The sequence below is a fragment of the Actinomadura verrucosospora genome (genome assembly GCF_039540335.1).
In the GTDB taxonomy this organism is placed as follows: domain Bacteria; phylum Actinomycetota; class Actinomycetes; order Streptosporangiales; family Streptosporangiaceae; genus Spirillospora; species Spirillospora verrucosospora.
In genome coordinates, this window is record NZ_BAABEV010000014.1 from 1 (window position 1) to 13,959 (window position 13,959).

General features: G+C 75.6%; 13 protein-coding genes and 1 pseudogene. 7 read left to right on the forward strand and 7 right to left on the reverse strand.

Going from position 1 to position 13,959, the window contains the following annotated elements; all coding sequences use genetic code 11:
* From ABD944_RS17305 to ABD944_RS17330, 6 genes and pseudogenes are all read left to right on the forward strand, one after another.
* A pseudogene (locus ABD944_RS17305) lies at positions 1–393 on the forward strand (hypothetical protein); the annotation flags it as partial.
* Entirely contained in the window at positions 390–1,043 is a 654-nt protein-coding gene (locus ABD944_RS17310; RefSeq protein WP_345177630.1) for a DUF5941 domain-containing protein, read from the forward strand. The pseudogene ABD944_RS17305 and the gene ABD944_RS17310, both read left to right, overlap by 4 nt.
* On the forward strand, positions 1,040–1,771 hold the full coding sequence (locus ABD944_RS17315; RefSeq protein WP_345177633.1) for a phosphocholine cytidylyltransferase family protein: 732 nt from the start codon (positions 1,040–1,042) through the stop codon (positions 1,769–1,771). Before ABD944_RS17310 ends, ABD944_RS17315 begins: the two co-directional genes overlap by 4 nt.
* A 46-nt stretch (positions 1,772–1,817) precedes the next feature.
* A complete protein-coding gene (locus ABD944_RS17320) occupies positions 1,818–2,891 on the forward strand; it encodes an iron-containing alcohol dehydrogenase family protein (protein ID WP_345177635.1) in 1,074 nt (357 codons plus the stop codon).
* Positions 2,881–3,771, forward strand: a complete 891-nt coding sequence (locus tag ABD944_RS17325) for a CDP-alcohol phosphatidyltransferase family protein (protein WP_345177639.1) — start codon at positions 2,881–2,883, stop codon at positions 3,769–3,771. Before ABD944_RS17320 ends, ABD944_RS17325 begins: the two co-directional genes overlap by 11 nt.
* A complete protein-coding gene (locus tag ABD944_RS17330; protein ID WP_345177642.1) occupies positions 3,768–4,649 on the forward strand; it encodes a glycosyltransferase family 2 protein in 882 nt (293 codons plus the stop codon). The genes ABD944_RS17325 and ABD944_RS17330 overlap by 4 nt, the downstream gene beginning before the upstream one ends.
* A 72-nt stretch (positions 4,650–4,721) precedes the next feature.
* Here ABD944_RS17330 and ABD944_RS17335 read toward each other — a convergent pair whose 3' ends face one another.
* The 6 genes from ABD944_RS17335 to ABD944_RS17360 all read right to left on the reverse strand — a co-directional run bounded on the left by ABD944_RS17335 (position 4,722) and on the right by ABD944_RS17360 (position 10,512).
* On the reverse strand, positions 4,722–5,360 hold the full coding sequence (locus tag ABD944_RS17335) for a TetR/AcrR family transcriptional regulator (protein WP_345177645.1): 639 nt from the start codon (positions 5,358–5,360) through the stop codon (positions 4,722–4,724).
* 69 nt (positions 5,361–5,429) lie between these two features.
* On the reverse strand, positions 5,430–7,877 hold the full coding sequence (locus ABD944_RS17340; protein WP_345177646.1) for a HelD family protein: 2,448 nt from the start codon (positions 7,875–7,877) through the stop codon (positions 5,430–5,432).
* Between the two features lie 88 nt (positions 7,878–7,965).
* A complete protein-coding gene (locus tag ABD944_RS17345; protein ID WP_345177648.1) occupies positions 7,966–8,592 on the reverse strand; it encodes an SDR family NAD(P)-dependent oxidoreductase in 627 nt (208 codons plus the stop codon).
* Positions 8,589–9,326: an acetoacetate decarboxylase family protein gene (locus ABD944_RS17350; protein WP_345177651.1), complete on the reverse strand. Its 738-nt coding sequence runs from the start codon at positions 9,324–9,326 to the stop codon at positions 8,589–8,591. The genes ABD944_RS17345 and ABD944_RS17350 overlap by 4 nt, the downstream gene beginning before the upstream one ends.
* 58 nt (positions 9,327–9,384) lie before the next feature.
* Positions 9,385–9,882, reverse strand: a complete 498-nt coding sequence (locus ABD944_RS17355) for an SRPBCC family protein (RefSeq protein ID WP_345177653.1) — start codon at positions 9,880–9,882, stop codon at positions 9,385–9,387.
* Between the two features lie 33 nt (positions 9,883–9,915).
* Positions 9,916–10,512: an HD domain-containing protein gene (locus ABD944_RS17360; RefSeq protein ID WP_345177656.1), complete on the reverse strand. Its 597-nt coding sequence runs from the start codon at positions 10,510–10,512 to the stop codon at positions 9,916–9,918.
* 159 nt (positions 10,513–10,671) lie between these two features.
* Here ABD944_RS17360 and ABD944_RS17365 point away from each other — a divergent pair, with 159 nt between their 5' ends.
* On the forward strand, positions 10,672–12,645 hold the full coding sequence (locus tag ABD944_RS17365; RefSeq protein ID WP_345177657.1) for an outer membrane protein assembly factor BamB family protein: 1,974 nt from the start codon (positions 10,672–10,674) through the stop codon (positions 12,643–12,645).
* Positions 12,646–12,676: 31 nt separating this feature from the next.
* On the opposite strand, the gene ABD944_RS17370 is transcribed toward ABD944_RS17365, so the two are convergent.
* Positions 12,677–13,810 carry a glycosyltransferase family 4 protein gene (locus tag ABD944_RS17370; RefSeq protein ID WP_345177659.1) on the reverse strand — a complete coding sequence of 378 codons (1,134 nt, stop codon included), beginning with the start codon at positions 13,808–13,810 and terminating at the stop codon, positions 12,677–12,679.
* Between the last annotated feature and the right edge of the window lie 149 nt (positions 13,811–13,959).

Genomic DNA, 13,959 nt, shown 5'->3' on the forward strand with positions numbered 1-13,959 from the left:
GCCACGGTCATGGCGCGGGTCCCCGTGCTGATCGTGCCGTGCGTCCGGGGACGCGCCGTCTACGCGGCCCTGGCGGCCGGCGCCACGGCCGCCGGGCGGAGCGCGTGGTGGCTCGCGGTGGGCGCGGCGGCGCTGCTGTCCGTCCGCCACACGGTCTCGGCCTCGTACGCGGCGGGCCGGCGCCGCCGCCGGCCGCGCCCGTCCCGCCGGGGGGGGGTCGCGGGGCGGGCCACCGAGAGCCTGCGGCTGCCGTTCGGCGAGCGGTTCGCGCTGATCGCGGTCACCGCCGCCCTCGCCGACGCGCGGCTGACGTTCGCGGCCCTGCTCGCGTGGGGCTCCGCCGCCGCCGCGCTGTCCCTGGGCGGACGGGCGGCGAGGTCGCTGGCGCCATGACGGGCGTGCGGACGTACCGCGACGACGGCCCGCTCTCGCGCGCCCTCGGCCGGGCGTCGGGCGGGCGGCTCCCGCCGCTGCCGGTCGCCGACCTCGCCGAGGACGCCGCGGCCGTCCTGCTCGCGGCGGGCCCGCTGCCCGGAACGCGGCTCGGGCCCGAGCCGGCGGTGTTCGCGCCGCTCGTCGTGCTGCTGCTGGCCGGGCCCGCGTCCGAGAACCCCCACGCCGGGCGGCTGGACTGGCTGGTTCCGCCTATTCTGCGCGGGATCGAGTATGGTTACCTCGCCGTGTTGGGGGACGCGCGGGCAGTCCCGGCGCCGCTCGTCTACGTGCTGCTCACGGTTCTCGCGCTCCACCACTACGACGCCGCCTACCGCACCCGCCAGGGGCGCCGGCCGCCGCGGTGGGTCCGCCTCGCCGGACTCGGCTGGGAGGGCCGGATGCTGTTCACGGCCTTCGCGGGGGCGTTCGCGCCGCTTCCGTTCGCGTACGCGGCGCTGGCCGCCTACCTTGGCGTGTTGTCCGGCGGAGAGAGCGCCGCCACGTGGGCGCGGCACGGCCGCGCCGGCGCAGTGACGATCGACCTGACGAAGAAGTTGTCCGAGGGTGTGGGGGACGGGCCCCACTGCGAGAGGGAGAAGAAAGCATGATCGGCATGGTGCTGGCGGCGGGCGCGGGCCGGAGGCTGCGGCCGTACACCGACACCCTCCCCAAGGCCCTGGTCCCCGTGAACGGCGAGACCACCATCCTCGACATCGCCCTCGGCAACCTCGCCGAGGTCGGGCTGACCGACGTCGTCATCGTGGTCGGCTACTGCGCGGACGCCGTGCGCGACCGCAAGGCCGCCCTCGAGGAGCGGTACGGCGTGTCGCTGACGCTCGTCCACAACGACAAGGCCGAGGAGTGGAACAACGCCTACTCCATGTGGCTCGCTCGGGAGCACTTCTCCAAGGGCGTCCTGATGGTCAACGGCGACACGGTCCATCCGGTGAGCGTCGAGAAGACACTATTGGCGAACCGCGGACCGGACATCCTCCTGGCGGTGGACGACGTGAAAACTCTCGCCGACGAGGAGATGAAGGTGATCCTCGACGGTGAGGGCCGCCTGAAGACCATCACCAAGCTCATGGACCCCGCCACCGCGAACGGCGAGTACATCGGCGCCACCCTGATCGAGCCCGCCGCCGCCGGGCCGCTGGCCGACGCGCTCAAGGCCACCTGGGAGGGCGACCCCGACCTCTACTACGAGGACGGCTACCAGGAGCTCGTGAACCGCGGCGGACGCATCGGCGTCGCGCCGATCGGCCAGGTCGACTGGGTCGAGGTCGACAACCACGACGACCTGGAGAAGGCCCGCCGGATCGCCAAGGGCTACTGACCGCACGCACGGCACGAACCGACCGCACGACGGCACGAGGAGGCCCATGCCCCTGCTGACGCGGATGCTGAACGCGCCGCTCTCCATCGACGTGCGGCGGGGAGCCGTGGCGACCCTCGGCGAGCTGCTCGCCGACAGGCGGATCGCCACCGAGGGGCGCGTCGCGATCGCGGTCGGTCCCGGCCAGGGCGACCAGATCGCCGAGCACGTCCGGCCGTCCCTGGCCGCCTGCGAGGTGTTCCACGTCGAGGGCGGCACCGTCGAGGCGGCGGTCAACCTGGGCTCCCGGCTGCGCGCCGGGTCCTACGAGGCGGTCGTCGGCATCGGCGGCGGCCGCACGATCGACGCCACCAAGTACGCGGCGACGCTGTCGGGCATCCCGATGGTGTCGGTCGCCACGAACCTGTCGCACGACGGGATCTGCTCGCCGGTCGCCTCCCTCGTCCACGACAAGGGCAAGGGCTCGTTCGGCGTCGTGATGCCGCTGGCGATGATCGTCGACCTCGACTACGTGCGCGCCGCGCCCGACCGGCTCGTCCGCGCCGGGATCGGCGACGTGGTGAGCAACTTCTCCGCCGTGGACGACTGGCTCCTCGCGGCCGACGAGTGCGGCGAGCGGATCGACCGGATGGCGCTCACCGTGGCGCGCACCGCCGCCGAGGCCCTGCTGCACCAGCCCGGCTCGATCGACTCGGACCGGTTCCTGACGGTCCTCGCCGAGGGGCTCGTCCTCTCGGGCATGGCGATGGCGTTCGCCGGCGACTCCCGCCCGGCGTCCGGCGGCGACCACGAGATCCTGCACGCCATCGACCACCTCTTCCCGGACACCGCCAACCACGGCGAGCTGGCCGGGATCGGCGCCGCGTTCTGCTACCACCTGCGCGCCACCCGGCTCGGTGCGGGCGAGGAGCGGCTCGAAGAGATCCTCGCCTGCCTCGGACGCCACGGACTGCCCCGGTTCCCGGCCGACATCGGGCTGTCCGCCGAGCAGTTCGCGGAGGCGGTGCTGTACGCCCCGCAGACCCGCCCCGGCCGCTATACGATCTTGGAACACCTCAGCCTCGACGAGGGCGAGACCCGCAAGGCGGTGCACGAGTATGTCCAGGCCCATGGAGGCTGAGCTGTCCGGGCAGAACCCTTCCCCGCAGCCCCCCGGCTCCCCCGAACCACCCGGCCCCGCGGAGCCGTCCGGCGACGACCACCGGCCGCACCGCAAGGGCGCGAAGGTCGCCGACATCCGCCGGTACGGCCAGCCGCCCGGTCTGAAGGACCGGCGCAACGAGGAGCACTGGGCCGGCCGCCTCTACATGCGCGACCTGTCCCCGTACTTCGCGTGGATCTCGCTGCGCCTCGGGTTCAGCCCCAACCAGCTGACCTACCTGATGATGCTCAGCGGCGTCCTCGCCGGCGTCGCGGTGTCGCTGCCCGTCGACCCGCTGTGGACGGCCCTCGCCGGCGCGTTCCTCATCCAGGTCTACCTGCTGCTCGACTGCGTCGACGGCGAGGTCGCCCGCTACCTGCGGCAGACGTCGGTCGCCGGGGTGTTCCTCGACCGGATCGGCCACTACCTGTCGGAGGTGTCGCTGCTCGCCGGGCTCGGCTTCATGGCGCAGGGCGGCTGGGAGAACGGCGGCTGGGTCGAGCTCGGCCTGCTCGCCGCCCTCGGCGCCGCGCTGATCAAGGCGGAGACCGACAACGTCGTCGTCGCCCGCGCCAAGTCCGGGCTGACCGCCGACCCGACCGGCGGCGACCGCGCGCTGCGGCCCCGCTCCACCGGCATCGCGCTGGCCCGGCAGGCGGCGTCCATGCTGCGCTTCCACCGCATCATCGGCGCGGTCGAGCTGTCGCTGCTGATCCTCGCCGCCGCCGTGATCGACACCCTCACCGGCGCGGACGACCCCGTCGCGGTCCGCGTCCTGACGGTCGCCGTCGCCGCCGTCGCCGTCCTGCAGACCCTGCTGCACCTCGTCAGCATCCTGGCCTCCCGGAGGCTGAAGTGAAACTGTCCGTCGTCGTCCTCACCATGGGCAACCGGCCGGAGGAGCTCGCCCGCGCCGTCCGCAGCGCCCTGGAGCAGGAGCACGTGGACGTCGAGGTCGTCCTCGTCGGGAACGGCGCCGACCCCGTCGGCGAGGCGGCGGGCGCGCCGCCGTTCGACGACGAGCGCGTCAAGACCCTCAGCCTCCCGAAGAACCTCGGCATCCCGGGCGGCCGCAACCGCGGCGTGGAGGCGTCCTGCGGCGACGTCATCCTGTTCCTGGACGACGACGGCTGGTACCGCTCGCCCCGCCTCGGCGCCCACCTGCGCGACCGGTTCTCCGCCGAGCCCGACCTCGGCGTCGTCTCGTTCCGCGTCCGCGACCCCGAGGGCGGGCGCGGCGAGCGCCGCCACGTCCCGCGCCTGCGCGCGGGCGACCCGGAGCGCTCGTCCCCCGTCACCACGTTCCTCGGCGGCGCCTGCGCGATCCGCCGCGCCGCGTTCGACGCCGGCGGCGGCCTCCCCGAGGACTTCTTCTACGCCCACGAGGAGACCGACCTCGCCTGGCAGATCCTCAACGCCGGCTACCGCATCGTCTACGACGCCTCGGCGGTGATGTTCCACCCCGCCGTCCTGCCGACGCGGCACGCCATGTTCTACCGCTACAACGCCCGCAACCGCGTGTGGCTGGCGCGCCGCAACCTGCCGTGGCCGCTGGCGCTCACCTACCTCGCCGTGTGGGTCGGCATGACCCTCCTGCGCGAGCGCAAGCCGAGCGCCCTCAAGCCGTGGTTCAAGGGCTTCGTGGAGGGCTGGCGCAAGTCCGCCGGGCCCCGCCGCCCCATCTCCTACCGCACCGCCTGGCGCATGACCCGCACGGGCCGCCCCCCGATCATCTAGGGGTTCGCGCCTTCCCAGGGGGGCGGCCCCCTGGGACTCCCGCCACGCGCCGGACGATCCTCACGCCACGGGTCAGGGGGTCGTCACGGCCGCGACGATGAGGCGGGTCAGTTCGGTGGTGATGTCGTCCAGGGGGACGTGCTGGTCGCGGGCCGACCAGTGGTGGACGAGGTTGTTCACGGCGCCGATGACGGCGATCATCGTGAGCCGGTGGTCGCGGTCGGCGGCCTCGCCGCGCCCGGCGGCCTCGCGGACCATCGCGAGCATCGCGTCCTCCCACTGGCCGCGCCAGCGGAAGCGGTGCCGCTCCAGGCCGGCGCTGACGCCGATCACCTCGACGAACGCGATGCGGGCCCAGCGCGGGTCGCTCGCGGTGACGGTGACGAACGCGCGGACGGCGCTCTCGACGCGGGCCGGGAAGGCGGCGCCCGCCTCCCTCCCGTACGCGGCGGAGACGGCCTCGGCGGCGCGCTCGTTGATCCCGCGGTGCAGCGTGGTGAGCAGCTCCTCGCGCCCGGAGAACTCCTCGTAGAAGTTGCGGGTCGACACGCTCGCGGTCGCGCACAGCCGCTCGATGGACGTCGCCGCGTACCCGCGCGTCCCGAACAGTTCGAGCCCGGCGGCCAGCAGGCGGTCGCGCCGCTCCGCACGGCGCTCCTCGGCCGACCGGCCTGCGTAGCTGCGCCTGGGTGCGGGATTGCGGCCGCTCATCGGTCTCCGTTCACCCGTGCGGATGGGGCAGCGTCAGCCTAACGCCGGGCGGAGCGGCGCAGGGCCCCGTCAGCCGGTGACCAGCGCGTCCCTCCACCCGGGGTCGGCGGTGAGGACGGTCAGCCGCTGCGTGGCCCGCGACACCGCCACGTACAGCACGCGCAGCCCGCGCGGGGACTGGGCGGCGACGGTCTCCGGCGCCACGATCACGGCGGCGTCGAACTCCAGGCCCTTGGCCTCCAGGACGTCGAGCACCTGGACGCGCTCGGGCAGTCCCGCGCCGAGCCGGTCGCGTTCGGCGGCGTCCCAGGCGGCGGCGGACCCCTCGAACAGCGAGGCCTGGCCGCCGGACTCCTCCAGGGAGAGCGGGACGATCAGGCCGATGGTGCCGTCGACCTGGCCGAGCAGCTCCTCGACGGCGGCGCGGGCGGCGGAGCCGAGCCCGGGTTCGGGGACGACCCGGACGACCGGCTCGATCCCGGACGTGCGGACGGCGCGGGCCGGCTTCGCGTCCGGCAGCGCGCGGGCGAGCACCCGCGCGGAGACGGCGGCGATCTCGGTGGAGTTGCGGTAGTTCGTGGTCAGCTCGTACTCGTGCCGGGCGCGGGGCGGGGGCGCCTTGCGGCCCCGGCGGCGGTTCCGGGACGCGGGGCGCTCGCCGCCGAGCGCGGCCTCCATCGCCCGCCGGGCGGCGGGCAGGTCCTCCCAGGCGCTCTGGGCCGGGTCCTCGACGACCGTCCAGCTCGCCTGGCGGCCGCGGCGGCCGAGCATCCGCCACTGCATGGGGGACAGGTCCTGCGCCTCGTCCACCACGAGGTGCGCGTACTCGGGGCGCTCCTCGACCACGCCGTCGTCGACGCGGCGGGAGCGCTCCAGCCGCTCGATGGACGTGGTGAGCTCCCGCATCTCCGGCTCCCACGTCTCGTCGACGACCTCCTCGCCGGTGAGGATGTTGACGCCGTCCACGACGAACGGGTCGTCCTCGGACGGCGCGCCGCGGCGGCGGGACGGCCGGGGCGGGGAGCCGAGCAGCGCGTCGATCTCGTCGAGCAGCGCGACGTCCTGGTAGCTGAGCGGCGCGCCGTCGCCGGCCCAGGAGGCGGCGAGCGGCTCGACGTCGGCGCGGTCGACGTCGCGCCCGGCGGCGCGGCGCAGGCGGGACGGGTCGCCGAGCGAGCGCAGCACGTCCAGCGGGCGGCGGATCGGCCACCAGGCGACGAGGAAGTCGGTGAACGCGCGCTGCTCGCGGACCCGCGCGTCGAACTGGGCGCGCTTCGGGTCGCCGCCCGCGGCCCCGTTGCCGCGCGCGGGCTCCTCGTCGAGGGAGGCCAGCCCGTCGGCGGCGAGGATCGCGTTCCACAGGCCCGCCTCGGCGCCCTCCTCGGCCTCGGCCGCCTCGGGGCCCCCGACCTCGCCGAAGCGGTGCCAGAGGGCGTCCAGGAGCATCTCCGCGGCCCGGCCGCGGGCCGCGTTCACGCTGCCGCGGCTGCGCCGGTGGACCTCGTTCCGGATGCGGTCGAGGCGGGCGCGGTCGAGGGCGACGACGACGCCCTTGAACACCACGCGCAGCTCGTCCGGGGCGCCGGGGGCGTGGTCGGCGACGGCGCGCCGCAGCACCGTCACCATCGCCTCCGCGCCCTTGACGCGGGCGAGCCGCGGCGTGTCGTGGACGGTGGCGGTGGCGCCGTCGACGAGGTCGCCGAGCGAGCGGAGCGTCGCCGACCCTTCGCCGAGCGACGGCAGCACGCGCTCGATGTAGGCGGTGAACCTGCGGTTCGGGCCGACGACGAGGACGCCGCGGGACCCGAACCGGCGGCGGTGCCGGAACAGCAGGTAGGCGACGCGGTGCAGCGCCACGGCCGTCTTGCCGGTGCCGGGGGCGCCGCGCACCAGGACCGTCCCGTCGGCGGGGGCCCGGATCACCTCGTCCTGCTCGCGCTGGATCGTCGCGACGATGTCGCGCATCGCGCCCTCGCGCGTGCGGGCGAGGGAGGCGAGGAACGCGCCGTCGCCGATGACGGTCATCCCGTCGGACGCCTCGGGGTCGAGGAGGTCGTCCTCCAGGTCGACGACGGTGTGGCCGCGCGAGTGCAGCACGCGGCGGCGCACGACGCCGCGCGGGTCTTCGGGGGTGGCGCGGTAGAAGTCCTCGGCGGCGGGCGCCCGCCAGTCGATGACGAGCGAGTCGTGCTCGCTGGTGCGGACGCCGACGCGGCCGATGTAGCGGACCTCGCGGGAGGCCAGGTCGAGCCGGCCGAACACCAGGCCGTCGTCGGCCACGTCGAGGGCCTGGACGCGCAGGGCCGCCTGGTGGACCATCGCGTCCCGGTCGACGAGCGAGCCCTTGGTGCCGGCGAGCGACTGGCGGTAGCCCTCGCGGATCATGGCCTGGGCGTCCGCGCGCATCTCCTCCAGCCGGGTGTAGGCGGTGTCGACGTAGCGCTGTTCGGCGGCGATCTCCCGGTCCTTGACCGTGCCGCGCGGATCGGTCGGGCGCCCGTTGACCTGGGACGACATGCAGGCTGCTCCTCGCGCGTGTGTCATGCCGGGGACATCCCCGGCACCCCGAAGGCGAAAGAGACAGCTTATGCGGTCAGGGTGACGTTCAGCGTCGGGCGAGTGCCGCCAGGAGCGGTCGGCGCGCCGGCCGGACCCGTACGTGGACGTCCGGGGCGGGGCGCGCGAGCGAGCGGTCCATCGCGTCGAGGGCGAGGCCGTGCGGCGTCCCGGCGGCCGCGTGGACGCAGCGCAGCATCACGCCCTGCCCGCCGTGCTCGGCCCAGAGCGCGTCGGCGTAGGCGGCCACGGCCGCGGCGGACGGGCTCGCGGGCGGGCCCGAGGCGTCCGGGCAGAGGAACAGCTCTCCGGCCCGCCGTTCCAGCATCCCCGGCAGAGTGGCCTGGACGACGACGGCGGCGCCGAGGACGTTCGTCCGCAGGTCGTCCTCCACCTCGCCGAGCGGCCGCGCCAGGACCGGCCCGGACGGCGCGGCCGACGCGGCGTGGACGACGCGGTGCACCGGGCCGGCCATCGCCAGCACCCCCGCCACGGCGTCCGGGTCGGTGACGTCGCACACCCGCGCGTGGGTGTTGGGGGAGCGCTGCGCCGTCTTGGCGAGGCCGAGCTCGTCCACGTCCACCGCGACGACGTCCCACGCCGCCGCGGCGAGCCGTCGCGCCGCCATGGCGCCGAGCCCGTGCGCGGCGCCGGTCACCAGGGCCGTCCGCTTCACGTGCGCACCTCCTCGGCGCCCTGGAAGACCATCCGCAGATGCCCGACCGTGCTCGTGGTGAGCGCCCGCGCCCGGTCGAGCCCGAGGCCGCGCAGCTCGTCGGCCACCGGATGGTCGCCGAGGACGACCTTCGCGCCGCCCGGACGGGTCCGGACGCCGGACGGCGTGAGCGTCCACGGCGTCCGGCGGGTCACGCCGTCCAGGCAGGAGTAGGCGTCGACGCTCGGGGCCGCCGAGCCGGCCGGCGTCGGCACGCCCGGCCGGATCGCCACCTCGATCGCCGTCCGCCCGCCGAACCGCACCGCGCAGCGCTTCACGCGCCCGGAGAGGTCCATGGGGATGTCGGCGATCTCCTTGGGGAAGCCCCAGATCGTCCGTCCGGCCTCCAGGGTGAACTCCTGGTTGACCGGCAGCCAGTGGATGAACGCGCCGATCCCGCGCATCCGCCCGAGCACGCCCGGCGACGGCCCCGCGCCGGGCGGGCGCACCAGGAACGCGACGGCGAACTCGTGGTAGGGGCCGAGGTCGCCCTCGGCGTACCGGACGAAGGCCAGCGAGCAGACGGCCCTGCCGGGCAGCGGCTCCGCGACGGCGAGCCCGGAGTAGGCGATGACGTCCTGGGCGGCGCGGGCGGGCACGACGAACATCGCCGAGCCGACGGCGGCGTCACGGATCCGTACCGGGAGCGCGACCCGCTCGCCCTGGATCATGTGCGCGTGTGCGGTCGTGGTCACACCGCTAAGTAGAACAGGTTCTCGTTTTGCTGCCAAGCACCGGAGCCCGGCAAGGGGGTCAGCCCTTCCCGACGGCCGTCCGGATCCGGTCGAGCGTGGCGCGCATCCCCTCGCGGTTCACCTCGGCGCGCTCCCCGGCGGGGACGCCGGTGAAGACCTTGCCGAGCAGCGACACGAACCCGGCGCCCCGGTGGTCGCGGCGCTGGTCCTCCCAGTACTCGGTGAGGCGGGTGCGGGGCGCGGACGGGTCCTCGGAGACGTTCTCGAACCGGTACCCCCACAGCGCCACCGGCACCCCGAAGCTCGACACCCGGAAGGCGAACACCTCACCGGGCACCGCCGCGCTCACCTGGCAGGTGGTGAACCACACGCGCCAGCCGAGGCGGTTGAAGCCGACGAACCTCGTCCCCGGCCTGACGGCGCGCCCGCGCACCCACGTCGCGAACACCTCCGGGCTCCACTCGCCCATCCGCCGCAGATCCGCGACGGCCGCGTACACGTCCCGCGCCGGCGCGGCGACGACCACGCTCTCCTCGACGACCCACTCGCGCTCCATGGGACCGCATCCTCCCACTCGATGACCGGTGGGTCACAGGAGGTGGGCGAAACGGCGCCGCCAGTCGGCGTACCAGGCTCTGAACCACGGCTCGGGCTCGGCCAGCGGGACGACGTAGGTGAGCGTCTCGGCGTAGTAGCGGCGCTGGAAGTCCGGCGCCATCCGGTCGAGGGTCTGCACGTTGCTGGCGCGGTCGGCGAGCTTGACCAGGACCGCCTCGCGCGGGGCCTCGCCCAGGCGCCGCAGGTAGGCGGCCTTGGCGGCGCGTTTGGCCTGGCGCCCGGCGCCCGCGGCGGGCGGCTTGGTGACCCAGTCGACCAGTTCGGTCACCTCGGGGCCGAACTCGGCCTCGACGTCGGCGAGGGAGGCGGGCGTGTCCTCGACGACGTCGTGCAGGACCGCGGCGGACAGGACGGCGGGCGTCGTCACCCCCGCCCCGCGCACCAGCACTTCGAGGGCTTCCAGCAGGTGCTCGACGTAGGGGTCGCCGGTCGGCCGCCGCTGGTCGCCGTGCCAGCGCAGGGCGGCGGCGACGGCCCGTTCCAGGCCGTCCACGTCGACGGGCGCGCCGGACGCGGCGATGTCCGCGCGGGCCGTCTCCCAGGCGTGCCAGCGGGTGAAGACCTCCACGGGTTCGCTCCGTTCTTCCCGGCCGTGTCGCGCGGGAGCCCCGTACAGGGCATGGTGGGTGTCGTCCTTATGAGCAGTCCTCGGTGATAACCGTACGTGGAGGGAGGCGGCGCGGTCGTGGTCGGGAGCCGGCAGCGGCCTGACGGCCGACCGGAGTCCGTGGGCAGGGTCCGCGTCACGCTCGGCCTCCTGTCCGGGGCGGTCGCCGTCGCGCTCTGCGTCGTCCTCGTCGACACCTACGTGCTGCGCGCCGAGTGGTGGCAGGTCCGCCACACCGTGACCGGGGAGCCCGTGGCGCCGCAGAGCGGCGTGGGTCCGCCGCCGGGCCCGCTGGCGGTGAGCTGGGAGCATTCGACGCGGACGCACCGCGGCTCGGTCGCGGGCTACGACGGCGTCGCCTACCAGGTCGCGCAGGGGCAGGTCGTGACGGCGTCCGGGCACGGCATCGAGGCGCGCGACGCGCGCACCGGCGGGGCCCGCTGGAGCTACCGGCGCGCCGGGTGGTCCCTGCTCGGCTGGACGTCCACGGGGTCGCGGGTCGTCGCCTACTTCGAGCGGGACGGCGACCGCGGCGAGCGGACGCTCGTCGCGTTCGACGCGCTGTCGGGCGGGCAGCTGTGGCGGCGCGCGGACGAGCGTCCCGCCGCGGTGTCCCGGACGACGCTGCGCTGGCCCGCCGGGTCCGACGTGCTGCTCACCGCCGACGAGGGGCGCCGGACGCTGTTCGGGGTGTCGGCCGTGACGGGGAACCGGGTGTGGCGGCTGGCCCTGCCGCGCGGCTGCCGGTTGTTCGAGGGCGGGGCGCACCCGTCCGACGGCCGGGAGGGGCTCGCCGCGGTGGGCCTGCGCTGCGCGGGCCCCGGCGGCGGCAAGGGGCGCCGGAGCCGGCTGCTCGCGCTCGACCCGACGAAGGGCCTCGTGCGCTGGGAACGGGGGCTCGACTCCCGGGAGTCTCCCGAGGTGTCGATGCTGGACGGCGTGACGCTCGTCTCGGACGGGACGGCCCTGCGCGCGTTCGACGACGGCGGCCGCCAGTTCGCGGTCTGGGAGGGCGACGGGGTCTGCGGCGACCTGATGTGCCCGGGCGTGCTCGCGCCGGGGCGGCTCGTGGTCGTCTACCACCCGGACGGGACGGGCACCGAGGGGGCCGGCGCCGGGACGGGGACCGGCGGCGCGGGCGCCGGCGGCGTGGCGGCGGAGGAAGCCCGCATGGAGGCGGTGGACGTGCGGTCCGGGCGGGTCGGGTGGAGCCGGGACGTGCCCGCGTACACCGCCCTCGCGCAGGCCGGCGGGCAGGTGTTCGCGCTGCGCCCGCGGCTGTCGGAGCGGCTGCTGCCCGCGGGCGTCGACATCGTCGAGCCCGGCGACGGGAGCACCACGACCGCGCCCGCGCCGTTCTCGATGGACCCAGACCTACCGGGCGTCCGGCCCTGGCTGGCGGCCGCCGGCGGGCTGCTGTACACGGCCCTCCCCCAGGCGGCGCCGCGCCCGGACGGCGCGGCGCGGCTGGTCGCCCTGCGCGGCGGGCTCGCCGGCACCGGGCCGCCGGAACTCGGCGGCGTGCCGGCGAAGGACTGGCCGGACGCGTGCTCCCTGCTCAGGAAGCCCGATCTGGCCGCGGCGCGCCTGACCGGCTACGTCACCGGGCCGCGCCGCGCGTCGGCCGGGTCGGTGCGCCTTCCGCACCCGGTGTCCTGCACGTACACGCCGCGCGGCGGCAGGCGCGACCCGGCCGGGTCCGGCGCGCGTGTGTCGCCGTCGCCCAAGCCGAGCGCGACGGGCTCGGCCACGCCCGATCCCTCCGCCGGGCCGCGGGAGGGCGGCCCGGAGCGCGACGACGGCCCGGAGGCCGCCGTCACCGGCCTCACGGTGAGCGTCCGCTGGGTGGCCGACACCGACGCGGCGGCGTCGCGGATGCTGGAGTCGCTGCAGGCCGCGCAGGCGCAGGCCCGGCGGCGGCGCGACATCGGGGGCGACGAGGCCTACGAGATCGGCCCGACCGCCGGGATGATCGCGCTGCGGGTCGGCCGGTGCGTGGTGATGGTCGAGGCGAACCGCCCGCCGGGAGCCGCCGCCCGCCTGGCCCGGTCCGTCGCCTACCGCCTGCGCCACCTGTCCGAGGCCCCGTCCTGACCGGGCCCGCCGCCCGTCCCCGCCGGGCGGCTCAGAACTCGGGGACGGGCTCGGCCTCGGGTTCCGCGACGGCCGTGGGGGAGCGGCCCGCCCACGCCTCCAGTTGGGCGACGAAGCGTTCGGCGTGGACGGGCCAGTGGAACCGCTCCCGGGCGGCCTCGTAGCCGCGCCGGCCGAACGCGGCGCGCAGGACGGGGTCGTCCCGCAGCCGCAGGACCGCCTTGGCGGCGGCCTCCGGGGCGCCGAACGGGACGATCACCCCGCACTCGGCGGGCTCCACGATGCCCACGGCCGGCGGGTTCGGCGTGCTGATCACCGGGATGCCGCGGGCCATGTACTCGACGACCTTCGTCGGCATGGAGTGCCGGTAGTTCGGCTCGTCGTGCAGCAGCGCGAGCCCGGCCATCGCGCCCTCGGCGATGCGCAGCGCCCGGTCGTTCGGGACGAACCCGTACCAGCGCACGATCCCCTCGCGCTGCGCCGCGCGCAGGGCGTCCCGGACGTCGGCGTCGGCCGCGCCGATCAGCTCCACCAGCACGCCCTCGGCGGCCAGCGTCCGGGCCATCTCGATCATGTCGAGGGCGCCGCGGGCCCGCGAGAGCTGCCCGACGTAGACGGCGCGGCGGCCGTCCGGCGGTCCGGGCGGCAGGTCGGACACGTAGGTGGTGTTGGGCACGACCGGGTGGTCCTCGCGGAACCGGTCCCGGTAGCCCTCCTCGGCGAGCAGCAGCCGGTGCCGCCGCTCGGTGCGCCGCTCCAGGCGGCGCACGACCGGGCGCAGGAGGGGGCGGGCCGGCCCCGGCACCCAGCCCTTGGCGGACAGGGCCGCGGCGGTGTCCTCGTGGACGTCCCAGACGACCGTGCGGCCCTGGAGTTCGCTCGGGAGCGACACCAGCAGCTCGGGGTCGTGCAGGAGGACCACGTCGGCGTACGCGGCGTGCTCGGCGAGCGCGCGGTGGGCGGCGCGCAGGGCCCGGACCCGGCGCCGTCCGGTGGCCCGCGGGACGTCCACCGGGCTGATCTGGCGCCACGGGGTCGCGTTGCACGCCCGGAAAGGGGCGATGTAGGTGACCTCGTGGCCGGCGTCGAGCAGGGCGCGTATCTGCCGGTGCAGAATGCGCGCGTCTTCGGGGTGGTGCACGACCGTGCAAACGCAGACCCGCATCACACTCACTCCGCAACGTCCGATTCGTCCATCACCGGCGAGTCTCGGGTGCCGATGGAAATTGCCGATGAATTCCCGCTGTCCGGGGCGTGGACGCTGCCGGGCTACTCTTCCTCGTACGAAAGGGAAGGCCGCCGGTCACGCGAAAC